The organism is Rothia sp. HMSC058E10, assembly GCF_001809415.1.
Classification (GTDB): domain Bacteria; phylum Actinomycetota; class Actinomycetes; order Actinomycetales; family Micrococcaceae; genus Rothia; species Rothia dentocariosa.
Genome location: NZ_KV797632.1, coordinates 218,591 through 243,925 on the forward strand (window position 1 = coordinate 218,591; position 25,335 = coordinate 243,925).

The window sequence follows — 25,335 nt, forward strand, 5'->3', positions numbered from 1 at the left end:
ACCCTGAATACCAAATTTTTGAAATATATTCCAGGGTCAAGAATATATGTGTTATAAGGCACTATATATCTATGATGGGCGGAAAGCCCGCCATATCAAAGCAGGAGGAAAAATGGCAGGGGACAATACTGCTGCGACAAGCGCTATACCCACATCTGTGAAGCGCCCGCGTACTCTCGCCGAAAAAGTCTGGGAGAACCACGTCGTGGTGCCCGGGCAAGATGGCAAACCCGACCTTCTCTATATTGACCTGCATCTTCTGCATGAGGTGACCTCGCCCCAGGCTTTTGAAGGACTACGCCTCGAAAACAGGCCCCTGCGCCGTCTCGACTTGACGATCGCAACTGAAGATCACAATACCCCCACCGAAAATATTTTCTCGACCATTGCGGATATTACTTCGCGAACCCAGATCGAAACCCTGCGTCGTAACACCGCGGAATTTGGCGTGCGCCTCCATCCGCTCGGCGATATCGAACAGGGTATCGTACACGTAGTCGGCCCGCAGCTGGGATTGACCATGCCCGGAATAACCGTCGTCTGTGGTGACTCGCACACCTCAACCCACGGGGCTTTCGGTGCACTTGCCTTCGGCATCGGCACCTCTGAGGTTGAGCACGTGATGGCAACCCAAACCCTGCCGCTGGCGCGCTTTAAAACAATGGCAATCAATGTCGAAGGAACCCTAAAACCTGGAGTAACCGCCAAAGATATTATTCTTGCCGTTATCGCTCAGATCGGTACCGGAGGCGGGCAGGGATACGTACTCGAATACCGCGGTTCCGCGATACGCTCCTTGTCTATGGAAGGGCGTATGACCATCTGCAATATGTCGATTGAGGCAGGTGCTCGTGCGGGTATGGTAGCTCCCGACGAGACCACTTTCGAGTATGTTAAGGGGCGTCCTCACGCACCCAAGGGCCAAGATTGGGAGGACGCGCTCGCCTACTGGAAGACCCTTCCCACCGACGAAGGGGCTGTTTTCGACAAAGAAATCTTTATTAATGCAGACGAGCTTGAGCCCTTCGTTACCTGGGGAACAAACCCGGGTCAGGGTGTGCCGCTGAGCCAAGCGGTTCCCGCACCTGAAGACTTTGAGGATGAAAACGACCAGGCAGCCGCATCCCGTGCCCTGGAGTACATGAACCTTAAAGCTGGAACTCCCATGAAAGATATTCCGGTGGACGTCGTATTCTTAGGTTCGTGCACTAACTCACGCATTGAGGATTTGCGTGCTGCCGCCGAAATCATTCGTGGGCGTACCCTTGCCTCAGGCGTGCGTATGATGGTCGTTCCCGGCTCACAGAAAGTTCGCGCACAGGCCGAAGAAGAAGGCCTAGATAAAATCTTCAAGGACTTTGGGGCAGATTGGCGCTTTGCCGGATGCTCTATGTGCTTGGGCATGAACCCCGACCAACTGGCACCGGGGGAGCGATGCGCATCCACCTCGAACCGAAACTTTGAGGGACGCCAGGGTAAAGGCGGACGAACCCATCTTGTCTCGCCGCTAGTCGCTGCCGCAACGGCGGTTCGCGGAACCCTCTCATCACCTTCTGACTTAGAACCACACGCAGACAATGCCCCTGCGGCGGCGTAAAGGAGAACATTGTGGAACCAATTATTAAACACACCGGAATTGGTGTTCCTCTGCGCGTCTCGAACGTGGATACCGACCAAATTATCCCGGCGGTTTACCTCAAACGCGTAACGAAAACAGGCTTTGACGATGCCCTCTTTGTGAATTGGCGTAAGAACCCCGAATTTGTTCTGAACCGAGAACCTTATAAAAATGGGTCAGTGCTGGTGGCGGGCCCCGATTTTGGCACAGGGTCATCGCGTGAGCACGCGGTCTGGGCGCTTAAGGATTACGGGTTTCGAGTCGTTATATCGTCACGATTCGCCGATATTTTTCGTGGTAACTCAGGTAAACAAGGACTCGTTGCCGCTCAGGTGGCTCAGGATGATGTCGAGTTGATTTGGAAAGCTCTTGAGCGGGAACCTGGTACCGAAATTACCGTTGATTTAGAGAATAAGACGGTAACTGTGGGCACTCTCGTCGTGCCCTTCCAGATTGATGATTATGTGCGCTGGCGTTTGATGGAAGGGCTTGACGATATCGGGCTTACCCTTCAGAACATTGAGGCCATTAAAGACTACGAGGCGCGCCGCCCCGCGTGGATGCCCCGAACTCAGGAAGTCTAGACTGGACGCTCGGTGAGGTGCGTACCCTGTGACATCAGGGTACGCACCTCACCGAGCGTTACGGGGTGTATCAGAAACACATTATTGGTATGTTGCTGGGGTTTGATGGTTATATGAGGTGGTTCTTCGAGGAAGTTTATGAGCGGCATCTTTGAACTATCTCGATAAACATCGCGAAGCACAGGTTCTACACAGCTCTTCCGTTTGTAGCAGCCCGTTCGAGAACGTAAAATGATAGCTTGAAAGTCTGTGCAGACCTATTAATAATTCGTTAATGGCGCCGGACCTCAGCACTAACAGCAGTTCTTGTCGGCCCCACCGAGCCGACCGTTCGAAGGATTAGTTATGTCCCTTAACATCAGCGAACTTCGCATTGAGGGTGGTACCCCTCTTAAAGGCGAAGTCCACGTTCGAGGCGCCAAAAACCTCGTACCTAAAGCGATGGTAGCAGCGTTGCACGGATCCACCCGTTCGACCTTGCGTAACGTACCAGACCTAAGCGATGTTGAGATTGTAACTACCCTTGTTGAACTTCACGGTGCGAAAGTTAACTATGATCCTGAAGCCGGTATTCTCACGTTAGATCCCGCCCAAGACGCGAAGACTGCGGCCGATAACGCTGAAGAGATTCAACTCTTCGGCGGTAATTCACGTATTCCGATCCTGATGGTAGGTCCGCTTCTGCATACGCTCGGTACCGCGCGTATCCCTAATCTAGGTGGATGCAAAATTGGTGATCGTCCTATCGATTACCATATGGATGCGCTCCGTAAGTTTGGTGCCGTCGTCGAGAAAGACGATGAAAGCGGCACTACTCTGAACGCTCCCGATGAAGGCCTGCACGGTGCTGAAATCGAACTCAATTACCCCTCCGTAGGCGCTACCGAACAGGTTCTTCTGACCGGTGTGCGCGCCCGCGGCACCACGGTTTTGAAAAACGCCGCTATTGAGCCCGAGATTATTGATCTTATTGCGGTTTTGCAGAAGATGGGCGCAATCATCTTCATTAACGAAAACCGCACCATTATTATTGAAGGGGTTGACGCCCTAACCGGGTACGACCACACTGCCTTGGCAGACCGCAATGAGTCCGCTTCCTGGGCATCCGCCGCGTTGGCAACCGGCGGAGATATTTTTGTGCGCGGCGCTTCGCAGAAGGATATGACTGCGTTCCTCAACCAGTTCCGGAAGATGGGCGGTGAATTCGAGGTTACCCCGGAAGGAATCCGCTTTACTCACCCCGGCGTGATTACCCCCGGAGCAGAGCTGAACCCTATCGTGTTTGAGACCAACGTGCACCCCGGTTTTATGACCGACTGGCAGCAGCCGCTTGTCGTTGCGCTGACGCAGGCAAAAGGAACTTCTATTGTGCACGAGACCGTGTACGAAGAGCGTTTTGGGTTTACTAATGCCCTCAAACAGATGGGCGCTGATATTGTGGTTATGCGCGATTGCATCGGCAGCGAGTTTTGTCGTTTCCACGGTAAGAGCTTCGGGCACTCCGCTATTATTAGCGGTTCTACCCCGCTTAAGGCCGCTGACATTGAGGTGCCCGATCTGCGCGGTGGATTCTCGCATATTATCGCCGCTCTGACAGCAGAAGGTACATCCCACGTTACGGGTGTTGAAATTATCGCGCGTGGTTACGAGAACTTTGAAAATAAACTCGAAGCTCTGGGCGCAAAGTTTGAGGTACTTGCCCGCAAACAGAGCAAGACTCCTAAGCCCGATGCAGAAATTGAGATTGTTGTGCCAGAAGAGGTTGAGGTACAGGGCTAGTATGAGCGGTCAACAGGGGAAAAAAGCATTACCCACACTTGAGCCTACCCCTCAAGGAGATAAGCTCTTTAAGATTCTTGGTAACGCCGCCCGTGCGGTGTATAAAGGCATAGCCCGCATCGAAATTATCGGGAGCGAGAACTTCCCGACCGACCGAGGCTATATCGTGGTTGCTAACCATTCCACCGAGATAGACCCTGTGACCGTTGCACTCCCTATTTTCAATAACGGAGTCTTCCCGCGGTTTTTAGCGAAGGACTCTTTGTTCCGAGCGCCCGTTCTGGGATATATTATGCGTAAAATGGCGCATATTCCCGTGATACGCGGCTCTGTAGACGCTCGCAAGGCGCTTATTACTGCCCGTAAAGTTGTAGAGGCTGGCGGCGCTGTAGTGATTTACCCTGAGGGGACAACTACTGGCGACCCCGAGGGCTGGCCCATGCAGGCCCGTACGGGTGCTGCCCGTCTTGCCCTCGCAACTGGTGCCCCCGTAGTACCGGTGGCGCACTGGGGTGATGAGCAGATTCTTGGGTATGACTACGAAACCGTGGATGGTGGCCGCGTCAAAGAGCATCGTAAGGTTTCCCTATTTCCCCGTAAAACGGTCAAAGTGAAGGTGGGTAAGCCTCTCGATATCGCCTCTTTAATCGATGATCCTTCGCCGGAGGCAAAGCATACGCGTACTGAGCTTGGGGTCGTGACCGACGCTATGCTTGATGCAGTGACCGAACTGCTGGAAGATATACGTGGTGAAAAGGCGCCAACCGGTCGTTGGAATCCCCGAACCAAGCGTCGTGAAGCTCCCGGTGAAATGACCGGGATAGCTGGTAACCTGGGCGAACCGGATCCTAAATAGGAGGCGAGGTTATGGCTCTTTTCACGAATTCCGCTGACAACAGCGAACCGGCTCCACGTAAGGTATTAAAAATTGCAATCTTGGGTGCGGGAAGCTGGGGGACAGCATTCGCCAAAATTGTGGCTGATTCGGCGCGAGAAAATAAAACGGGCGTGCAGGTAGTCCTTATTGGCCGCAGCGAACAAGCTATGGCAGAGTGCTCTCAGACTAGGGAAAATAGTAAATATTTTCCGGGGATGAAGCTACCCGAGAACCTGGAATTCACGGCGGATGCTCCTACCGGGCTCACTGGCGCCGATTTGGTGGTACTGGCTTTACCCTCACAGGTGCTACGTTCGCAGCTTCAACTTTATGCCCGCTATATTGAGCCGCATGCCCTGCTGGTTTCGCTTGCGAAGGGATTAGAAACCGGTACCGGTTTGCGCATGTCCCAGGTGATTACCGAGGAACTTGAGGAAGCCTTGGCGATGCGCGGTGCAGACATCCGCACTATCGGGCATATACCGCATCGGGTATGCGTGCTTTCAGGGCCGAATCTTGCTACTGAGATTATGGGGGAGGAGCCCACCGCCTCTGTAGTCGCAGCACGCACACTGCCCATCGCAGAAATTGTCGCGCAGGCTTGTGCCTGCAGCTATTTCCGCCCCTACACGAATACCGATGTGGTGGGTACGGAAATCGGCGGTTTGGTGAAGAACGTGATCGCCTTGTGCGTCGGCATCTGTGAAGGTCGCAATTACGGTGATAACTCCAAAGCCTCAATCATGACGCGCGGACTTGCCGAAATTACTCGTCTTGCGGTCGCACTGGGTGGTGAAGCAGCAACAATGAGCGGGCTTGCGGGGATGGGAGATTTGATTGCTACCTGTTCATCGCCGCTTTCACGAAATCATACTGCCGGGCGTCTACTTGCCGAAGGGATAAGCCCGGATAAACTCAGCGAACATATGAGCCAGACAGCGGAATCCATCAAATCAGCCCCCGTCGTAGCGCAATTGGCACGCCGTCACGGAGTCGAAATGCCTATCGTGGAAGCGGTCGTTGCTGTCCTGACTGGACGCATCGAGATCGGACAGCTGGCACCGTTGCTACTGGGACGGCGCCTGAAACACGAAGGCCATTAACATCAAGATCTTCCGCAAGAAAATTTTTGCGGCAGATAAAACAACTAATACAGCACGTGTGCGCAGACATGGGCGCTTGAGGGGCGCCCTCTTACGAAGGAGATACAATGACCGAAAACGCACAGAAGAAAACTGTTGCTCTACTGTGTGGCGGACGTTCTTCGGAACACCCTATTTCTCTGATTACTGCCGTAGGCGTGCTAGGCGCCATTGACAGCAGCGTCTACGACGTGGTGACTATTGGCATTACAAAAGACGGTCGTTGGTATTTGACGAATCTGGAAGAGCTGAGTGCACTTCTCGACGCTGCCCCTGCACATGCAGAGTTTACGGGTGGTTCGCACCAGGTTTTCCTGCCTCTTGGAGCCGGGGATTCGCGAGTGCACCTAGTAGATGCTGACGGAAATCTTGAGTATGGTCCTGCCCTTGACGTGGTATTCCCCCTCATACACGGTCCTTTCGGCGAAGACGGAACAATTCAGGGTCTTCTGGAACTTGCTGAGTTGCCCTATGTAGGATGCGGCGTGACGGCATCAGCCGTAGGTATGGATAAGCACTTTATGAAGGTTGCATTTGAGTCGGCTGGGCTGGAGGTCGGGCCTTATGAGGTGGTGACCGATCGCCAATGGACTCATGAGCGCGAGGAATCGCTTAAACGTATAACCGCCCTTGGTTACCCCATGTTCGTTAAACCCACGCGTGCAGGTTCTTCTTTTGGCATTACCAAAGTGGATAAATTTGAGGAACTTGTTCCGGCTATCGAAGAAGCGCGCCGCCATGACGCAAAGATTATTGTGGAAGCTGGCATTGTGGGGCGTGAAATCGAGTGTGGCGTCTTAGACGGTCACCACGGTAATATGCCGCGTGCATCATACCCTGGCGAAATCGAGGTTGTTGATGAGGACCACGGTTTCTATGATTTTGATGCTAAATATATCTCAAAGTCTTCGGCAGTTACCCGGTGCCCCGCCGATTTACCGAAGGATATGCAGGAGCGTTTGCGTGCTCTGGCGGTTAAGGCGTTTTTGGCCCTTGACGGCGAAGGATTATCCCGCGCAGATTTCTTCTACACCCCGGATGGTCGTTTGGTGATCAACGAGGTGAACACTATGCCAGGATTTACCCCGATTTCAATGTACAAAACCATGTGGGAAAACACCGGAATTTCCTATACCGAACTGATTGATGAACTGCTGACTCTTGCACTGGAGCGTCCTTTAGGGCTGCGCTAATAGAAGGAAATTCCAGCATTAGAGCCCCCCAAGACCTTAGGTCTTGAGGGCTCTAAAATTTGCGTTTGCGTGAAGTGAACTGACGGTAAGGATCCAGAGGTATTGAATCCTCTATTTTCCGGTTTTAACACCGTTGAGAGTATCGTTGATGTTCGTGCATTTCTTCTGAGACGGAATTTGTTTGACCGCCGAGTTGAGCTCAGCAAGAAGAGTTGATGATGAAACCTTATCTGCGTCGAAGGTTACTTCAATGGCGGGCGTTCGTCCGTACGTGGTTGCCGTCCACGTTCCCGTCGCACGGTTTTCAGGGCCTGCAGCAGCGGAGGAAGACGCAGAGACCGGCGGTGCTGAGTTCTCTGGCGCATCCTTGGGACGCAGCACCCAATCTATCCCATTGACCTCAGCGCATGGGTCCGATACGGGTTCCTGAACGGTAACTCCGCATTTGAGAATCACGGAGGCTGGTTCGCCCCAAGCAGTCGTTCCTTGCGCCGTAGTTTCACGCTGCTGTAGGCCAACGAGTTTTTCTGGCATAGCAACCATCGCATAAGCGCATACGGGGTTGGCGGCATCTGGAGCCGGATCAAGATTGACATTGCCTGCTCCACACGCGCTGAGTGACAGCACCCCGGTGAGCGCAAGACCCAAGCCTGCTCGCTTCGCTGGGGACATGACGAAAAAGTTAAAAGACGTAAAAGTCACTCTCTCATTCTAACGTACGGTATATTCACTGGCGTGTCGCAGAAACATAGCGCGGCAGATCAGAGGAAAGCAAAAATTTGAATACCAATTTAAAGCTCAAAGTCACGACAATTTGCCCATAGTCCAGGTACCATGAAAGTAACAGTTAATAGTTGATCGTGAAAAGATTCTTAAAATTCGATAAACTTTTGAGAGAAGCACATCCTTGTTATTTAGGGTGTAGGCTCACCCAAGCACGCATATTGTTCGGTAGCTATTCGGTATAAGGACACTTTTTGGGAAACAGACAATGCAAAGTAGCGTCGGCTAGCCTAGCGACTGCATTGATTGCATTCGGTAGTGTGCCGATCGCCGCAACGCTGACACAGGAGGCACGTGGCGCTTCCGGGAAGGTCGCAAACCATCCTGCGACCTCTGAGGCTGCCGCGCCCGGTCAAGCTATCACGCAGCCTGCCGTACCAGCTACCTTTGCAGCTTTAGGTCAGAAAAATGCCGTGACTCCTATGCCCATGCCGTCTGCAACCGCTACCTTGACCATGTACGGCATGGCCTCGGGCAACGTGACCTATGCTGCTCAACCCGCCGTTGCCCTGCAATCGGAATCTCCCATTGCAGGTGCCGAGTTTGCCGCTGCACCTCCGCTTGACTATGACCAGCAGGACGACGGGACTCCTGAGGCTACCGAGACCCCTGCGCAACGAGCTACCCCGGCTCAGAAAACTGATGAAGATGAAGCGGAAGTTCAGCCTGTCAGCCCCGAGTATGAGAGTCCACAGGCACAGCCTTATGATGTCGAAGTTCCTACTGAGGATTCTGAAACAGAGGCTGTAACTCCAACTCCTGCTGCTCCCGTTCAGAACCTTCCTGCTGAGGACGCTGAGGCAGCTTCCCCGGACCTTGGAGAAGAACCAACAGCTACTCCTGTGACGCCTACTCCGGCTCCTACAGATCAGACTCCGGTGAACCCCGCACCAGTAACCCCTACGCCCACACCGGTTAATCCGACCCCGGTGAACCCGGAGCCTGTGCCTGCCAACCCTACTCCTGTGACGCCTACTCCGGCTCCTACAGATCAGACTCCGGTGAATCCCACACCGGTAACCCCTGCTCCGGTGAATCCCACACCGGCCCCAGTGAAACCTACGCCTACACAGGCCAACCCAACACCAGTTACCCCTGCGCCTGATCCGGTACCGACCATTGTGCCTAGTCCGGATCTGACTCCGGTTAACCCTGCTCCGGTGAATCCCACACCGGTCCCGGCGAACCCTACGCCTACACAGGCCAACCCAACACCGGTGTATCCTACCCCCACTCCCATAACACCGGCTCCGGCTAAGCCAACACCCGTGACCCCCGCACCGGTCCCGGTCTCGCCGACCCCGTCGCCCGTAACACCTACTCCTGCAGACCCCGCACCCGCACCGTCTCAGGATCCTGGGTGGACCCCTGCGCCTTCGGAGCAGCCTACTAGCCAGCCTGTTCCGTTCCCGAGCCCAAGTGCTTCCGAATCGGCAGCTCCAACTCCTAGCCCGAGCCCTTCGGGGCATGGAAACCCGGGGTCTGACGATTCGCCAGCTCCAGATGCCAGCCCTTCGGCAACGCCGTCGAGCAATGTCTCTCCAGCACCCGCGCCGTCTACATCTGCTGAACCCTTCCCCAATAGCATCGCGACGTTGGGGCGTTTTGCAACAAATTCAGGGTTCCCCAATGCGTTCCCCGGCGCCGCGGACTGGGTACAGGGATATTTGTCTCGTGGAGAGAACGCCCGGAATGGCTCGCCAACTTTGAGAATGGCGAACCCACAGGAGTCTAGAAACGGTTCTTATTCTGTTCCATCTGCTGTGAACCCGGTTGCTCGTCCGCCCGCAACGTCCGCTGGTTCGCAAGCTCAACGGAACGGCGATAGCCCTAAGAGTGTTCAGGAACGTTCAACGGATTCTCGTGGCCCTGGACTCTCAGGTTTCGTGCCGTTGGCGTTCTTCTCCCTGCTAATTCTTGCGATTACCATTGTGGCGATTCGGTACTTTATCCGTGCCAGGTAACAGGGTATGGGCGATTATTGGGGAATGAACCCTCGGATCAAAAAGCATAAAGCACGGGAAAGTTCACTCCGGAAGAGCACATTGGCTCAGCTGGGGGAGTCTCGTGTTTTGCAATTGTTTATGCCCATGCTGGATGAGCATAACCGCTCCGTAATCCAGGTTGTCTCCGCACATGGGCAGGAACCGGTGCTTGAAGTAGGTCCCGGTGACGACTGCGCAGTGCTCACGGGCGATAATCGACGCACGGTTATCACCACAGATACTCTGGTACATGGGCAAGATTTTCTCGATATCTGGCCTGCCGGTCCGTGTAGCGGTGGTTACGAGGTAGGGTGGAAAGCCACCACCCAGAACCTTGCCGATATTGCGGCTATGGGTGCTGAACCCGTTAGCCTTTTTGTATCTCTAAGTCTGCCACCCGAAACCCCCTATGGTTGGGTTGAAGACTTTGCCTGCGGTATCCTCGACTCGCTGCATGCATGCGGCGCTACAGTCTGTACGGTAGGCGGCGGTGATCTAGGCAGCGCACGTGATGCCAGCGTTACCATAACGGCTGTTGGACGATGCGAAAACCCTGTGTTGAGGTCTGGGGCGCAACCGGGAGATACCGTAGCTTTGGCGGGCTGTACCGGGTGGGCTGATGCCGGGCTGCGGCTACTGACAACCACAGGCTCTCTCGACTCGATAGAGCAGCTGCCTTTTACGGAGAAAGAACGTATCGAACGCGCTGTTACCCATCAGCTAAGACCCGTATCGCCCATACCCGCAGGGCGACGCGCTGCAGCGTACGGCGCCAACGCTATGCTAGACCTTTCAGACGGACTCGTTAAAGACGCGCGTCGAATTGCCGAAGCATCCGGCGTCGATATCGTGTTCAATGATCCTGCGATTACCGAGCTGGCACGTGAGCTGGTACCAGTGGCAAGTCTTATTCTTGAGCATCAGCCCCATAACGATCATGGTGATTCTGCGGTCAGCCTGGCCCGTGAATGCGTTCTGGGCGGTGGCGAGGACCACGGGCTTTTAGCATGTTTTCCGGCGGGTGCCACGATTCCTGAGGGATTTGTCGCTTTAGGCTCTTGCAGTGCTCAAGAACGAAGTGCATCACGAATTCTGTGCGATGGATATGAGCTCCAAAACTATGGTTGGGAACATTACCGAGCATAACCGTCGTATGCTAGAAAGAGCACGGTTACCCAATCCTAGATGGGAAGGATACGTTATGACGAGCGAGCACTTTGCCGCACAAACCCCGCTTAACTTCGGGGTCACGTGGATTGGCGAGGCGCTCTCAACGGTGCGGGCATATTGCAACACACTTAACTCTCTAAACGCTTTCCCTGTTCCCGATCAGGACACGGGGTCGAATTTGGTGTATACCTTAGACGCCCTCAATAAGGCCTTTAGTGAAGGGCTTGATACCCTTCTGCACGATCTTCACGCTCTCACGACGGATATACAGAGCGTTAACCAACGTCTGGGGGAAATCTATGAGAACGCTCTCGTGCAAGCCAGCCGGATGGCTCGCGGCAATTCGGGAACTCTCTTGTGCGCCTGGGCGTTGGAAGCAGTGCGTACCTACTGGAATTTTCCCGGCCGTCTAGCAGAAGAGCTGGGCGAAGAGGCACATAATCTGCCACTTCTTCAGGATCTTGAGGCGATGTACCGCGAAACACCTGTTACGGAAACCGGTACACGCGAGAGCGCGTACCGTGAGAGCTATGCGTTAGCGCTTGCCGCCGAACGAGTACGCCGTATTATTGCGGATGAAAGCCTAGAGCAGGGCACTATGGTAGCGATTATGGTTGCGCTCGCAGATTACCGTTTTCACTATCGTGCAGGATCGGAGCTTACCGATGTGACGGCACGTGCAGAGTTTCGTCGCGCCACGATGCGCCGAGCGCTTGAGGGCACGGCGCAGAATCCGCCGCTGCCAGAACTCAAGGGATACGTAGATGCAGGTGCCCTGGGCTTTTATTTGGCAGCGGTACAATCAAATCCGCGCTGGATGAGCTCGCGTATGCCTGCGCAGGAGGTTTATGCCTTGGCGGAGCCTCCTACAGATGTTACAAAGCCGAACAGTACTTCTGCTCGGAAAGCGCGAAAGACCGAAGGAACGCAGGACCAGGCAGAGCATCATACTGATGCGACCGGTACTCGGGAAAACCCAGGGACAACCTGGGAAATCATGGGGACGCTAACTATAGACCCCCTTACTCTCGTGCAGCTTCGAGCAGAATTAGAAGAGCTTGGCGACTCGCTGTTGCTCACCCCGCTCGATTTCAAGAACAATATGTGGACCTTACACGTACACGTGCCGTCTTTGGAAGAAGCCCGCAAAGTTATCGCTCATTACGGTGTATTAGCGGACGAACGAGTGAGCTCGTTGACTGTTCACGAGGACGAGAGCGCCGCCCCATCGTGTTCTCAAGATTGATGTCTAGAGCCTGTGTTCACGGGGAGGGCGGGCGATCAGGACATGCGTTGCATGGTGACATGAGCTGACGGGGTTCGTAGCGTGCCCCAAATGTGCAACGGTAGTATTAAACTTACGCTACGTCTTATATGACCGTTCGAGCCGAAGGTATTCGGGTTGACGGAGTGCCGCGAGCAGAAAGGAGGGAAAACGTGTCACCTCAAAACTCGAAAGAAGCGCATGATGAGGGCTCGACTCCCAGCCTTTTTGCTGATGAATTTTTAGAAAGCGGTCTTGGACAGGCCAAAAAAGCTGCCAAACAGCAAACAACCGATACCGAGCATTCTGCCCCTAAACCATCTGCCATTCTCTCTGAGGACGAACTTGTAGCCCATGAATATGTAACGGTTCGCGACCTTGCCGAGTATGCACGCGGCACTAAAACGTTAGCGGAGCTCTCCACCCTTGCGCATCAGCGTGAAAGTCCGGAGTATCAGCGTATTGTGGATGCTCTGAGTGCTTCTTTGGGTGCGGCAGCTCAAAGCATGGATACAGCGGAATTGTACGACCTTGCCGATATTGCGTATACGGCGCGTACCGAAGCACCGTCCCAGCGTGGAACGTCTATCCGAGGAAAAACCAAGAAAAGCACACAAACCAAGCCGCAAAAACCGGCAGCAAAGAAAGCGAAACCCCCACGAACCAATCCAAAAAATTCTACGCATAAGCAATTAAGCACGGATATCTCTCCGGAGAAAAACAATAATCTTGCTTCTCTTGTAGAAGAGCCGCATCATGAAAAGGCCGAACCGAAGAACGCCGTAAAGACACCGGGAAAGAAACCTTCGCGCAAGAAAGCCGCTGACCCAAATACCCCTAAGAAAACAGATAAGTTAGCCGCGGGAGCACGGAATACAAAGTCTAGTTCGGACTCTTCTCAAGAGCAAGAAAAGCAACAGCAACGTGCCGCACGGTCGCGGGCTTTAGCACACTATAACGATGAGAAACGCCTGGAAAACGCACCCTTAACACGCTACCTGTCAGTGGCAACGGCACGCGCCCTCAAAACTCACCTGAGCATAAGCACGGTGGGGGAGCTGCTGGAATATTTTCCACGGAAGTATTTGCCTCGCGGAGAACTTAGCCGGTTTGCCGACCTTGTTGAGGGACAGGACGTGACAATTATCGCCAGGGTCACGAACGTTTCGACCCGAACTATGGCGGCACGCAGAGGAAAAATCACCGAAGTCACGATTACCGATACCCTTGCAGAATCCGACCAGAATTCGGTCGATAGTTCTTCATCAGGTACCTTCGCCGTACGCGAGGGCAGGGCCAATACACCGCAACGAATGCCTGCGGGTAAAACCAACCCGCGTGTGAGCGGATTAGCCGCGCCTTCCGCCGGTTACTCGGGCTATGCGGATTCCTACGGACAACAGAGCGGCGGGAATAATCTCTTCGGCGTGCCGCAACATATATTCGGCGGTTCGGATATATCAGGAACCGGGCGGGTGGGCTCCACCATGAAGCTTTCCTTCTTCAACGCATGGACCGCGGCACGCGAGATCCACGCTGGTGAAACCATGATGTTCTCCGGGAAGGTAGGGATTTATCGCGGGGAGTATACACTGACAAACCCGCATTACGCCCTGCTTTCGGACGACGGAAATGCGAACGCCCCCGAACGGGCCGAAGCGCCCATTCCCGTTTATCGTGCTCCGGTAAAACTGCCAACGGATCGCATCGCGACCGCTATTGCTCAGCTCATCGAATCTGTGCCCCTAAAAGAGCTTGAAGACCCAATACCGTATAAAATACGCCGCGCCCGAAAAGTCCCTTCGCTGGAGTGGACCTATCGCGCCCTGCACACTCCCGATAGTGAGGACACCTGGCGTGCCGCTCAAGCTCAGATGCGCTACCGGGAAGCCTTTGTTCTGCAGAGCGCCTTGGCCCGGTTACACGCCGCACGTGCTGCCCACGCCACCGTGGCCCGGCCCGCCCTGCCGGATGGGGCAGCAGATGCTCTGCTGAACGTGCTTCCCTATGAGCTCACCGAGGGGCAGCAGCGAGTGGGCAAGGAAATTTCCCGTGATCTCGCCTCACCGTCACCCATGAATCGGCTTCTGCAAGGCGATGTCGGCTCGGGCAAAACGGTGGTAGCCCTTCGCGCTATGCTTCAGGTAGCCGACTCTGGTGGGCAATCCGCGATGCTCGCGCCCACCGAAGTGCTTGCCGAACAGCATTTCCGCTCGATCCTCGATATTCTTGGGGATTTAGCGGATACCGAGGGTATACCGGGATATGAGACTACGCTTTTTCACCCTCAAAACCAAAAAGAAAGTAAAAAACCCGCGCATCGCGTGCGGGTTAGGCTACTCAGTGCCTCAATGCCTAGTGCACACAAGCGTGCCGTACTCGCCGAGATCGCCGACGGCACCGCCGACGTGGTGATCGGTACTCACGCCCTGCTTTCGGATGCGGTCACCTTCCGCGACCTTGGCATGGTTGTGGTCGATGAACAGCACCGCTTCGGTGTGGAACAACGTGACTCTCTGCGTGGGAACAACGGCGAGCTGCCGCATCGTCTGGTGATGACGGCAACCCCCATTCCGCGTACCGTCGCCATGACCGTGTTCGGTGACCTTGATGTTTCTGTGCTCGATCAGCTGCCCGCCGGACGGCAGCAGACCGCAACCCATGTGGTGCCGCTTGCGGAAAAACCGACCTGGGCAGATCGCCTGTGGACACGCGCTCGCGAAGAGATCGATGCAGGGCACCAGGTCTACGTGGTGGTTCCCAAAATTGGCGATGACGATGAAGAACTTGAAGAAGGCCAGCAGCTCTTCGGCGATGCCGGGCGTGAAGGTTCTCAGAGTTCTGACGGCAAAATACGCCTGACTTCCGTGACTGCGATGACCGCCTATCTAAAACAGAATCCGGCGCTGACTGGAACCCGGATTGCAAGCCTGCATGGGCGTATGGACCCCGAGGAAAAAACTGCTGTAATGACCGCGTTTGAACGCGGAGAGATAGATATTCTGGTGAGCACCACTGTTATTGAAGTGGGTGTGAACGTACCGAACGCAACCCTCATGATGATTATGGACGCCGATCGCTTCGGTATTTCCGGGCTGCACCAGCTTCGCGGTCGCGTAGGGCGTGGTGGTTTTGCCGGAACCTGCTTGCTTGTTACCCGGCAAGAAGCGGGAGGGGTATCTCGCGAACGTCTAGACGCGGTAGCGGCCACCACCGACGGGTTTAAACTTTCGCAGATAGACCTGCAGCAGCGCCGAGAGGGTGATATCCTAGGTGCCGCGCAGTCCGGGAAGAAGAGTACCCTTAAGTTCCTGAGGGCTCTCGCTGACGCAACCATTATTGAGCGCGCTCGTGAGGATGCGCGGGCGCTGATCGCGGCGGATCCCACGCTGGCGAAGCATCCGAACTTGGCACGTACGATTGACCGGGCGCTTGATGCCGACCGTGAGGCATTTTTGGGGCGTGGCTAACACACGGGTTTGGCGGTTTTGTTACCTTGGGCCTCCGCCACTAGAGACTATCGACGAACAGACGTGAGGAACGCATGAGCCGTATTATTGCCGGAACCGCTGGCGGTCTACGCCTTGCCTCGGTGCCGGGGGAGAACACTCGTCCCACGACCGACCGAGTGAAGGAATCACTTTTCTCGAAACTGGAGAGCTATGGTGTTGTGCAGGGAGCGCGTGTTCTTGATGCTTATGCCGGATCGGGTGCCCTCGGATGCGAAGCGCTCTCGCGGGGTGCCGCATCCGTCGAGTTCGTAGAGAAGCACCCCAAGGCATGTGAGATAACCCGCCGAAATGTTGCGGCAACGTCGAAAACTGCAACCGGTATTACCCGAGTGACTCAAGGGAGCGCGCAAAGCTATGTAGCGGTCCATAGCGGCCCCTGGGATCTTGTATTTCTTGACCCTCCATATGCGTTTACACAAGAGCAGGTTCTTGATATTTTGCGTGTCATCGCCCCGAATTTAGCGGAGGGTGCCATCGTGGTCGTGGAGCGTTCCTCACGCGATGCGGAACCTGCGTGGAGCTCTCAGCTGCGCCGGTTTGCAATGAAGAAATATGGCGAGACGGTGCTGTACTATCTTGAACCAGATGAATCATATACGGATACTGGTTCTGAACCCGCCGAAAGCGAGAATGCTTCATGTTAGCTATCTGCCCCGGGTCGTTTGACCCGATTCACCATGGACACCTGGAGATTATTGCTCGTGCCGCTACGCTCTTTGATGAGGTGCTCGTGGGGGTTGCGCATAACTCCTCTAAAAAATACCTTTTTTCTCTGTCGGAGCGCGTGAACCTAGTAGAGTGTTCCCTAGCAGAGCGCAGTATTACCACCGCGAAGGTTGAGGTTATTCCGCCGGGGGTACTTTTGGCACAGTGGGCTCAGGAACACGGGGCGCAGGTGCTTGTTAAGGGCCTCCGCTCGGGGGCGGATTACGAGTATGAGGCTCCAATGGCGAGTATGAACCGTCATTTGGCAAACTTGGAGACGGTGTTCTTGGCGGGGGAGGACCGTTTCGGCGGGGTGTCTTCAACGATTATCCGTGAGGTTGCATCCTTAGGCGGCGACGTTTCGGTTTATGTGCCGCGTGTGGTTTCGGACTCGCTCGTCGCTAAGCACTCACAGGTATCGGGCCGATAACACGATTGCGTAGTTTTATGCGCGATTCTCCCACGATCTAGGGCGTTTTCCTGGGTTTTGCGCGTATTTTATGTGAATTTTGATGCGTCGAATGTCATAGTTTGCCGCCCGAACCTTGATTAACGGCGGTTGAGAAGATAGAATATCTCTTTGGTTTAAGCATTTTGTATAAGGAGATATGCCATTTCACCTCAAAACTCCTCTGATTTGGTGGTGTCAGTCAAAAATCTGGTGCACCGTCCCGGATCTATGGAAACCCTCGACGAGGTTGTACAGGCACCCGCTGATATGGGTAATGCCCTGATTGGTGTACAAGAAGGCACCGACATGGACCTGAACATTCGGCTGGAGTCGGTAGTAGATGGTATCCTGGTAAGCGGCACAACCGTAGTGGATGTACACGGCGAGTGTAGCCTATGTTTGGATCCGATTGATTACGAAATGTCGACCAACATACAAGAGCTTTTTGTTTTCGAGAAGGCCCCCTCTGGCGGCCCCGAAGACGAAGACGATGAGCAGTATGCCGTTGAAGGTGAATCTATTGACCTTGAGCCGGCACTGCGGGATGCAGTAATCCTTCAACTGCCGTTCCAGCCCGTCTGCCGGGAAACCTGCCAGGGACTGTGCTCTGAATGCGGAGCGCGCTTGGAGGAAGACCCCGGGCATCATCACGAGGTGTTGGATCCGCGCTGGTCAGCCTTACAGGGCTTGCTGAGCGAGGATACCGAAAACTAAATTGTTGTTACGAGAGAATGAGAGATAGCTGTGGCTGTTCCCAAGCGCAAGATGTCCCGCGCTAACACCCGCGCGCGTCGTTCCCAGTGGAAGGCATCTGTGCCGCCGCTGGTTAAGACTGTTGAAAACGGTCGCGTGACTTACAGCCTGCCTCACCAGGCAAAGGTTGTAACTGACGCTGCAGGCAATGCCCTGTTCCTGGAATACAAGGGCCGTAAGGTCGCCGACGCTTAATCACGCGAGTATTCCTGATGACTAACATTCCTAGCGAAGCTGGGGAGTTGCTTGAACGTCTCGGTGTCGATATTGACGCCGAGACGTTTTTGCTGTCTCTCACACACCGTTCCTACGCTTTTGAAAACCCCGGAGTAGAGCATAATGAACGCCTAGAGTTCCTGGGTGATTCTGTACTTTCTCTCGCCATTGCAGAGGAGGTGTACCGCCGCCACCCCGAACTTCCCGAAGGTGAGCTCGTGAAACTGCACCATGTGGTGGTTTCGGCTCCCGCTTTGGCAATAGCCGCCCGTAAACTAGAGCTGGGTAAGCATATCCGTCTAGGTAAGGGGGAAAGGCTTACGGGAGGTGCCGATAAAGATTCGATTCTTGCCGACACCATGGAAGCTATCTTTGGAGCAACGTACATCAGCTTGGGGCGGGAAGCCGCCCGTGAGCTTGTTCTGAGGTTGATTGCGCCCATGTTAGAAGACGAGCAAATTCTCAATTCCGGACGCGACTGGAAAACCGATCTGCAGACGCTGGTAACCTCGCGGTCTTGGGGAGATGTAACCTACGAGCTCGAAGCAGAAGGCCCCGACCATGCTCGCGTGTATACTGCCCGCGCTATCGTGGCAAAGCAGACCGCAGGTACCGGAAGCGGACCTAGCAAGAAGGAAGCAGAGCGTCTCGCCGCAGAAGCTGCGTATCGCATACTAGTCTAAAAATAAGTTTGCGCCGCCCGGTGGGAGAAACTAGCTCATGCGCCGAGTGGCGAGTTCATGACGCTGTGAAGGAGAGAGATGCCGGAGCTACCCGAGGTTGAGACTGTGCGTGAGGGTGTGCATCATCATGCTGTCGGTTGTGTAATCGAGCGGGTACGCATTCTCGATGAACGCTCTATTCGCCGCCATATCGGGGGTTCTGCGGATTTTACGACGTGTTTAGAAAGAACCCGTATTCGCGGGGCGTATAGGCGCGGCAAGTATATGTGGCTGACACTCTCTGCACCCGAAGACGAACCTTTCCCGAAGCGTGGCGACAGCGATGACACGTTACTGCCGTATGCGCTTGTTATTCATCTGGGGATGAGCGGGCAGCTACTCGTGAAGACTCCAGAATTCCCCGCTGAGAAGCACCTCAAAATCGTACTTGAACTCGAACCCGCCGATGGTGAGAGTACCAATAAAGCCACTGAATTACGGTTTGTCGACCAGCGTATCTTTGGTGGAATGTTCCTTTCGAATCTAGTTCCCGACATTCCTGCGGGCACTTCGCCCGCTGGTGCGGAAGAAATATCGGAAGAGTTCTTGGTTCCTGAAGCTGTTGAGCATATTGGGCGTGACCCGGTAGATCCATACTTTGATGTGGCAAAGATTCGCCGCATCATGCTGCGCACCTCCAGCGGCATTAAACGCCTGCTTCTGGACCAGTCCGTGGTATCTGGGATCGGGAATATTTATGCGGACGAGGCGCTCTGGCGTGCCAGAATACACTACGCAAAACCCGCAAAATCTCTCAGTGCCACCCAAACCCGGGAGCTATTCGCCGCCGTACACCAGGTACTGACCGAAGCGCTACACGCAGGCGGGACCAGTTTCGATGCGCTCTATGTGAACGTCAATGGGCAGTCCGGTTATTTTGATAGGTCCTTGAACGCTTACGGCCGTGCCGGCGAACCCTGCCGTCGGTGCTTAGAGGCTGGGCGCACTAGCATTATTATGCGTGAACCATTTATGAACCGTTCCTCATACCGCTGCCCGCACTGCCAACGCACCCCGCGCGGGCTAAAAATCAGCTAACGTTTTTCCTACACTGCTGAAGAGGAACGTGAATATTTATCCCCGTAGAAAAGACCCAGACGACGGTACCCCTCGTCGATCGTAACGGCGGGCTCCCACTGTAAAAGTTCGCGGGTGAGCCTCTGATCGAACCAGTGCGCCGTTGAAAGCTGCTCCGCCAAAAATTCGGTCATGGGAGGCTCATCTCCGGCTGTTACCGACTTCGGCAGACGCCCCCACACCTTTTCGATCAAACGCCCCACAAAAGCCGCCGTCGGTGCGGGAACCGAGAAACGCGGCGCAGGAACCCCAACCGCCGTGCAGAAACCACTCATCAGCTCAGCAATCGTGCGGGGCTGACCATTTGTGACCACCAGCGCGCGCCCGGCTATTGACTCTAGGCGCTCGTAACCACGTACCAGCGCATCCGCCGCGTTATCAATATAGAGCGTATCGATCAGACCTGTGCCCCCGGAAAGCAGGGGAAGCCGCCCGGACTGAGCCCTATCTAGGATGCGCTCCACCAACTGAGTATCGCCCGGTCCCCAAATCAGATGCGGGCGTAACGCCCCCACGCGCAAGGTAGAGCCCGAGGCGAGCTTCGTGCCGTTCGCCGCCAAAACCGCAAGCTCTGCCGTCGCCTTGGAACGAGCATAGTTTCCGCGAGCATGCTCGGGGGATGCCACCCCGTTCCCCTCGCCGATGAGAGCCGTTCCGGCATGAGCAACCGAAGGAGAAGATACATACAAAAACTTAGAAATCGAACGCTCTATAGCGGCATCCAGAAGAGCCTGCGTGCCCACAATATTGGTACGCTCGTAATCCTCCCAATCGCCCGAAACCGAGACTTTCGCAGCGGCATGCACAATGCCGTCCACTCCCACAAGAGCCTGCTCAATAACCTCAGCATTATTAAGAGAACCGCGAATCTGCTCGAAACGAGGGCGTATCGTATCCGGCAGCAGTGCCGCAATACCCGCATCACTGCGCTGAAATACGCGCACATCATACCCGGCACGCAACAGCGCGATGGCGGTTTCACGACCGAGCATGCCGCTTGCGCCGGTAATAAGCACACGTTCGCCGCTACGGGCAGCAAAATACGATTCACCGACGGGACGCAAAGACCGCGGCGCAGGGTCGGTATACCGAGCCGCTAAAGGAGCCGGGGTAGCCATAAAAGCCTCCAAAATTCAGGTTTCTCCTGATCTTCAAGAATCTATATGCGAAAACACAACGGGAGAAAAATATCAGGCGGATTTCCTGCGTATCCTCTCACCGTTATCTTAAGAACTAAGCACCCGCAAGTACCTTTGAAGCCCACTCGCCAAGGGCAGGCCTATCAATCTTCGAGTTATGGCGAATATCGGTCGGATGCTCCTTGATAACCAACACAGCCGCCAGCTCGATACCCGTATCGTCCTGAACGCGCTCGCGGATCTGTCGGCTCAGCTCGAAGGGTGCCTGACCCTGCTTGAGTTTGCGGTTGGCGGTCTCAATGACGAGCACGGGTGCGGCTGTGCCTGCAGGACCGACCGAGACCAGTGCGGCACGGCGAACTGCATCCAAGGTCTCAGCGGACTGCTCAGCGGCAACCGGGGTCAGTACACCTTGGGCAGTCAAAAGGACATGCGCTAAGCGCCCCTCAACCCAGAGACGACCGGCAGCATCCAGATGCCCCACATCGCCGGTGTGATGCCAGCCAGGGGTTGAAATCGATTGTTCTTCGGTCACCCAGAGGGTATCGTAACGGTCTTTTACATGGGGAGCCGATACCAAAATCTCACCGGTCACACCCGGTTCGTGGGTCATCTCCGAAGCCACGGTTCCATCCTCCTGCAAAGGAGCGATCGCCACCGCCGCACCATAGACTGCGTATCCCACGCATACTCCATCGCGTGCAAAAGGATCAAGAATATCACCCTCGGTATTTGGGGTTCCCTCAGCTAGTGCCTGGCGAATCATATCCAAAGATACATCGGTAACCGGCAACCCCTCGGTCATACCATAAGGGGTGTGCAGTGAGGCATGAGGCACCAGCTTCGAGAGTTCGTCAAGCAGGGGAACAGGAATAGGCGCCCCAGCCGACAGTACGGTGGTGACCTCCGCTAGGGCTGCGCGCTGCGAATCAGTGAGTTCAGAGGCGCTTGCCACCACGTTCACGAGTGCCGCAGGGGAGGCGAAGACGGTGGATGCGCCAATCGCCTCGGTTGCGGAGGCTAACGCGGTTGCGGTGAGCGTCTTGGGCTTGGTCACATCCATCTTCGGGGTAACACTCGTAGCGCCCAGAGCCGGGCCTAGAAGCGCGAAGGGCGCGAATCCAGCTACCAGACCTGACCCGGACTTGAACCCGTAGGTGTTGACGATGGCATCGCGCATACCCGCCAGCTGACGCTGGGTGTACACAACACCCTTTGCGGGGCCGGTTGAGCCGGAAGTGTACAGGACAGCGGCATCCGCATCCGGATCGGGGTCGGGGAACTCGATAACCGCAGGAGTGGCAATAGGGGCGCTGAGTGTGTTTTCGGATGTTTTAGAACGTGCCGAACGTTTGTGAACGGACTCAAAGACAGAACCTTCTACACCGAGCACCCGATCCTGGAACTTACCGAGCGGTTCTACGGAAATGCGGTGCCCGGGCCACAACAGGGATCGTGCGGCGGCGAGAGCGGCGGGAATGCCCACGATAAATTGCGGGTTGGCGCCCTTGAGCGCGCGCGTAAGACCCGTAAGCCCCAAACCGGTATCCGCCACCACAATAACAGCACCCAGTTTAAGGCACGCATAAATAAGCGTTGTCAGGCGTGACCCAGGTGGCACCATCAGATTCACACGGTCACCGGGACGTACCCCTAGGGCGTGCAGGCGCGCCGCCGCCGCATCCACATGCGTTGCGAGCTGCTGCCACGTAAGCTGTGCTGCAACCTGGGTTCCATCGCCTGCGGAGTCCATATCTACAATTGCGAGCGAGGTGTCCTGCGCGCGTTCGTTCAACGCCGCTATCATCGGGCGGAATTCTTCGTGTGCTTCTTCTTCGGAAGTTTTCAGATTCCGAATACGTTCGTCCAAAGCTCGCCGCGCCTCACGATGCTGTGCCTCTGCGTTGACCGGCTTCTCTAGATAACCCTCAACGAGCGTGCCGAAGTTCTGCCCCAGCCAAGAAAAGATAGGGGCGGCAATATCTTCATCTTCGGCAACTAGGTGCGATGCCTTTTCGTAGCGGTGCACCTTGGCCTGGGGAAAACGACCCATCAGATCGAAGAGGTAGCGCCGCTGAAAAACCGGGTCTTTAGTACCCCACTGGAAGAACGCGGGAACCTTCAAATCCCGAACACCTTCCGCAATGCGCACCATATGAGCGTATGAGGGTATATCGGTTCCCGTGGGAATATCGCCCACAAAATTGCGGATACCTTCGCGCCACGCCGGATGCGCATAGGGTGCCCGGTAGGTGCGGCGAATCCCCTCGTGAAGTTTGCTGGGGTAAAGCGCACGCGGTTGGGATTCCTGTGGCCCGGCTAGAGCCCGTTCCGAAGAGCCTGGCTCACCTTCGGAGGGTACCCGGCCCTGGTTCTGCGCCAGCCCCAGAGTAACGTCTAGAAAAGTTGTAGAGTCTCGTGTACCCAGCTCGTGAACCCCCAAAGCTAGGCGCAGCGCCGCCGGGATGCGCTCAACACCATCGTGATATACGGCTGTGTTCGTGAGCATGACGCCCGAAAGAATACTTTGGTGTTCAATCGCCCAGCCCAGCGAGATTAAACCGCCCCAGTCATGGGCGAGGGTCACCACCGGTTTATCGGTTTTATCCAGCCCGAGTTCGCGGGTAAAATCGCTCAAGTCTGCTATGCGGTCTTCAAGCGAGCGCCGTTCGTCCTCCAGATCGAGGTGAGTGCGTTCGGAGTACCCCATATCGAGCTGGTCGACAGCGATAACACGCCACGGTGCTGTACTGTTCACACCGGCATCCAGTACGGTACGCCACAGATACGACCAGGTGGGGTTGCCGTGTACGCACAGGATCGTGCCGATAGGGTCAAGCCCATGTTCCTGAAGCGCTGGAGTATTGTCGAGGTAATGCCACCGTCGTGCCTGCGCCTGGGTGGCCCGCACCTCAATCGGGGCGGTGGTAGGTACCTCAAGCATGTGCGAGTAGCGAGGATCAACGCCCGTCCACTCGTGTGGGTTATATGGTGGTTGGGTCTTCGGGAAGTTAAGGTGGCGCATATACTGTCCTTGCTGTTGCGACGGCTCGTCGCCGGTGATATTCAGAGTACCTTGACGTGGGGGTATGTACCGATACAGTGAGGAGCCCCGCACCTGCCGAGGCTCCCACGCGATGAGACGATACTAATTCACATTACCAGTTGATTTCCATGAGCGCAGTATTCAAACCGGAACCCACACCCATGCATAGAATACGGTCACCTTTTTTATAGGTGGGGGCGCATTCCGCAAGAGTCATGGGCAGTGCCGCTGCCGCTACGTTACCCCAAACGGGGAAAGTCAGCGGAATACGGTCACGTTTAATTCCTACGGCTTCGATAATAGCGTTGGTGTGAGCATTAGAAATCTGGTGAGTCACATAGGAATCCATATCGGTCCACTCCCAACCGTCCTCATGAGCCTGTTCCCAAGCCTGAGCTACCAGCTGCAGACCATGCTCAAGAAGACCAGCGGCATCAGTATTCATGCCCTGATCAGCTTCACCGCCAATGCACAGATTACGATGCTCAGTTCCCGCACGCGATACCGAACCGATGATGCGGTGCCCTTCGGGATGCGCATCTGCCTTACCGAGTACCGCCGCCGCCGCACCCGAGCCGAGGGTGAGGGTAGCAAACTGGGCGAGCACATCCTCACGAGATGTATGAGGCTGACTCAAAATCCGCAGGGCGGTACGATGCCACGGGGAAGGATCTTCACCGGCAACAACGAGAGCGTAGTCAACAGCACCGGAATCGATCATCGTAGACGCCACAGTCATAGCGTTTACAAACCCTAGGCAGGCGTTCGTAATATCGAAGTTTAGGGCGTGACGAGGCAGATTAAGGCGGTCATGAATACCCACAGATACTGCGGGTTCAAAATTGTCGCGGGTTACAGAAGCATTAATGAGCAGCCCCACTTGGTCCCGGTCAACCTTCGCAGCTTGAAGCGCTTTCTCTGCTGCAGCAACGGCACCATCTTCAAAAGTTTGACCCTCAGCCCAGCCACGACGTTCGCTAATACCCGCCAGACGCTCCAGTAACCCCTTAGGCATCTTCAGACGCTTATAGGTGTTGGACAATTGTTCGTCAAAATATGAGCTTGTAACTACACGGGGAGGAAGTTCATGCGCGATAGAAAGTAAAGCAGCGTTACGATGCCGGATATCAGAATTTACGCCGGGCTTATCTGCATCAGAAGTCGCGGCTGCAGTGTGTTTGGACAATCTGTATGACCTTTACAGGGAGGTACGTCTATGATGGGTACAACGAAGAAATAGCGGAGGCGCTGGTACGCTCCCCGCATCGTCGACTTAGTTAAATCTACCGTACCCGCGCCCTAAAGTCCGAAATTCCGCA

The 25,335-nt window shown here is 55.2% G+C and carries 19 protein-coding genes and 1 pseudogene; 16 read left to right on the plus strand and 4 right to left on the minus strand.

The window, feature by feature from the left end; genetic code table 11:
• Window positions 1–112: 112 nt before the first annotated feature.
• From leuC to HMPREF2609_RS07255, 6 genes are all read left to right on the plus strand, one after another.
• Window positions 113–1,597 carry a 3-isopropylmalate dehydratase large subunit gene (leuC, locus tag HMPREF2609_RS07230; RefSeq protein WP_048751508.1) on the plus strand — a complete coding sequence of 495 codons (1,485 nt, stop codon included), beginning with the start codon at window positions 113–115 and terminating at the stop codon, window positions 1,595–1,597.
• Window positions 1,598–1,608: 11 nt separating this feature from the next.
• Entirely contained in the window at window positions 1,609–2,202 is a 594-nt protein-coding gene (gene leuD, locus HMPREF2609_RS07235; protein WP_048751507.1) for a 3-isopropylmalate dehydratase small subunit, read from the plus strand.
• A gap of 345 nt (window positions 2,203–2,547) precedes the next feature.
• Entirely contained in the window at window positions 2,548–3,981 is a 1,434-nt protein-coding gene (gene murA, locus HMPREF2609_RS07240; protein ID WP_048751505.1) for a UDP-N-acetylglucosamine 1-carboxyvinyltransferase, read from the plus strand.
• 1 nt (window position 3,982) lies between these two features.
• Window positions 3,983–4,837, plus strand: coding sequence for a lysophospholipid acyltransferase family protein (locus HMPREF2609_RS07245; protein ID WP_048751504.1), 855 nt, complete (start codon window positions 3,983–3,985; stop codon window positions 4,835–4,837).
• Window positions 4,838–4,848: 11 nt separating this feature from the next.
• Entirely contained in the window at window positions 4,849–5,961 is a 1,113-nt protein-coding gene (locus HMPREF2609_RS07250; RefSeq protein ID WP_048751503.1) for an NAD(P)H-dependent glycerol-3-phosphate dehydrogenase, read from the plus strand.
• A gap of 107 nt (window positions 5,962–6,068) precedes the next feature.
• Window positions 6,069–7,193 (plus strand): D-alanine--D-alanine ligase family protein, encoded by a 1,125-nt coding sequence (locus HMPREF2609_RS07255; protein WP_048751502.1) that lies wholly within the window; start codon window positions 6,069–6,071, stop codon window positions 7,191–7,193.
• A gap of 111 nt (window positions 7,194–7,304) precedes the next feature.
• Here HMPREF2609_RS07255 and HMPREF2609_RS07260 read toward each other — a convergent pair whose 3' ends face one another.
• On the minus strand, window positions 7,305–7,895 hold the full coding sequence (locus HMPREF2609_RS07260) for a DUF3515 domain-containing protein (protein WP_239662014.1): 591 nt from the start codon (window positions 7,893–7,895) through the stop codon (window positions 7,305–7,307).
• A gap of 275 nt (window positions 7,896–8,170) precedes the next feature.
• On the opposite strand from HMPREF2609_RS07260, the gene HMPREF2609_RS07265 reads away from it, so the two are divergent.
• From HMPREF2609_RS07265 to mutM, 10 genes and pseudogenes are all read left to right on the plus strand, one after another.
• Window positions 8,171–9,940 carry a transcriptional regulator gene (locus tag HMPREF2609_RS07265; RefSeq protein ID WP_246825616.1) on the plus strand — a complete coding sequence of 590 codons (1,770 nt, stop codon included), beginning with the start codon at window positions 8,171–8,173 and terminating at the stop codon, window positions 9,938–9,940.
• Between the two features lie 81 nt (window positions 9,941–10,021).
• A complete protein-coding gene (locus HMPREF2609_RS07270) occupies window positions 10,022–11,107 on the plus strand; it encodes a thiamine-phosphate kinase (RefSeq protein ID WP_246825612.1) in 1,086 nt (361 codons plus the stop codon).
• Between the two features lie 55 nt (window positions 11,108–11,162).
• Entirely contained in the window at window positions 11,163–12,377 is a 1,215-nt protein-coding gene (locus tag HMPREF2609_RS07275; RefSeq protein ID WP_070536071.1) for a DAK2 domain-containing protein, read from the plus strand.
• A 191-nt stretch (window positions 12,378–12,568) separates the two neighbouring features.
• Complete coding sequence (locus HMPREF2609_RS07280) at window positions 12,569–15,865, plus strand: ATP-dependent DNA helicase RecG (RefSeq protein WP_246825613.1); 3,297 nt, start codon at window positions 12,569–12,571, stop codon at window positions 15,863–15,865.
• A 68-nt stretch (window positions 15,866–15,933) separates the two neighbouring features.
• Window positions 15,934–16,551: pseudogene (rsmD, locus tag HMPREF2609_RS07285) on the plus strand (16S rRNA (guanine(966)-N(2))-methyltransferase RsmD); the annotation flags it as partial.
• A complete protein-coding gene (gene coaD / locus HMPREF2609_RS07290; RefSeq protein ID WP_070536076.1) occupies window positions 16,545–17,042 on the plus strand; it encodes a pantetheine-phosphate adenylyltransferase in 498 nt (165 codons plus the stop codon). The pseudogene rsmD and the gene coaD, both read left to right, overlap by 7 nt.
• 207 nt (window positions 17,043–17,249) lie before the next feature.
• Complete coding sequence (locus HMPREF2609_RS07295; RefSeq protein WP_210391458.1) at window positions 17,250–17,777, plus strand: YceD family protein; 528 nt, start codon at window positions 17,250–17,252, stop codon at window positions 17,775–17,777.
• 30 nt (window positions 17,778–17,807) lie between these two features.
• Entirely contained in the window at window positions 17,808–18,011 is a 204-nt protein-coding gene (rpmF, locus tag HMPREF2609_RS07300) for a 50S ribosomal protein L32 (protein ID WP_004004885.1), read from the plus strand.
• A gap of 17 nt (window positions 18,012–18,028) precedes the next feature.
• Complete coding sequence (rnc, locus tag HMPREF2609_RS07305) at window positions 18,029–18,715, plus strand: ribonuclease III (protein WP_070536082.1); 687 nt, start codon at window positions 18,029–18,031, stop codon at window positions 18,713–18,715.
• Between the two features lie 78 nt (window positions 18,716–18,793).
• The gene (gene mutM / locus HMPREF2609_RS07310) at window positions 18,794–19,792 is read left to right on the plus strand and encodes a bifunctional DNA-formamidopyrimidine glycosylase/DNA-(apurinic or apyrimidinic site) lyase (RefSeq protein ID WP_070536084.1); all 999 of its coding nucleotides are present in this window, start codon (window positions 18,794–18,796) and stop codon (window positions 19,790–19,792) included.
• Window positions 19,793–19,800: 8 nt separating this feature from the next.
• Here mutM and HMPREF2609_RS07315 read toward each other — a convergent pair whose 3' ends face one another.
• From HMPREF2609_RS07315 to HMPREF2609_RS07325, 3 genes are all read right to left on the minus strand, one after another.
• Window positions 19,801–20,949, minus strand: coding sequence for an NAD-dependent epimerase/dehydratase family protein (locus HMPREF2609_RS07315; protein ID WP_070536087.1), 1,149 nt, complete (start codon window positions 20,947–20,949; stop codon window positions 19,801–19,803).
• 115 nt (window positions 20,950–21,064) lie between these two features.
• The gene (locus tag HMPREF2609_RS07320; protein WP_070536090.1) at window positions 21,065–23,995 is read right to left on the minus strand and encodes an alpha/beta fold hydrolase; all 2,931 of its coding nucleotides are present in this window, start codon (window positions 23,993–23,995) and stop codon (window positions 21,065–21,067) included.
• 133 nt (window positions 23,996–24,128) lie between these two features.
• Complete coding sequence (locus HMPREF2609_RS07325; protein ID WP_070536093.1) at window positions 24,129–25,202, minus strand: 3-oxoacyl-ACP synthase III; 1,074 nt, start codon at window positions 25,200–25,202, stop codon at window positions 24,129–24,131.
• Window positions 25,203–25,335 lie beyond the last annotated feature (133 nt).

Excerpts from the sequence above, each read along its gene's own strand:
- leuC (WP_048751508.1), top strand. The coding sequence starts at position 113 with ATGGCAGGGGACAATACTGCTGCGACAAGCGCTATACCCACATCTGTG.
- murA (WP_048751505.1), top strand. The coding sequence starts at position 2,548 with ATGTCCCTTAACATCAGCGAACTTCGCATTGAGGGTGGTACCCCTCTT.
- HMPREF2609_RS07245 (WP_048751504.1), top strand. The coding sequence starts at position 3,983 with ATGAGCGGTCAACAGGGGAAAAAAGCATTACCCACACTTGAGCCTACC.
- HMPREF2609_RS07250 (WP_048751503.1), top strand. The coding sequence starts at position 4,849 with ATGGCTCTTTTCACGAATTCCGCTGACAACAGCGAACCGGCTCCACGT.
- HMPREF2609_RS07255 (WP_048751502.1), top strand. The coding sequence starts at position 6,069 with ATGACCGAAAACGCACAGAAGAAAACTGTTGCTCTACTGTGTGGCGGA.
- HMPREF2609_RS07275 (WP_070536071.1), top strand. The coding sequence starts at position 11,163 with ATGACGAGCGAGCACTTTGCCGCACAAACCCCGCTTAACTTCGGGGTC.
- coaD (WP_070536076.1), top strand. The coding sequence starts at position 16,545 with ATGTTAGCTATCTGCCCCGGGTCGTTTGACCCGATTCACCATGGACAC.
- rnc (WP_070536082.1), top strand. The coding sequence starts at position 18,029 with ATGACTAACATTCCTAGCGAAGCTGGGGAGTTGCTTGAACGTCTCGGT.
- mutM (WP_070536084.1), top strand. The coding sequence starts at position 18,794 with ATGCCGGAGCTACCCGAGGTTGAGACTGTGCGTGAGGGTGTGCATCAT.
- HMPREF2609_RS07315 (WP_070536087.1), bottom strand. The coding sequence starts at position 20,949 with ATGGCTACCCCGGCTCCTTTAGCGGCTCGGTATACCGACCCTGCGCCG.
- HMPREF2609_RS07320 (WP_070536090.1), bottom strand. The coding sequence starts at position 23,995 with ATGCGCCACCTTAACTTCCCGAAGACCCAACCACCATATAACCCACAC.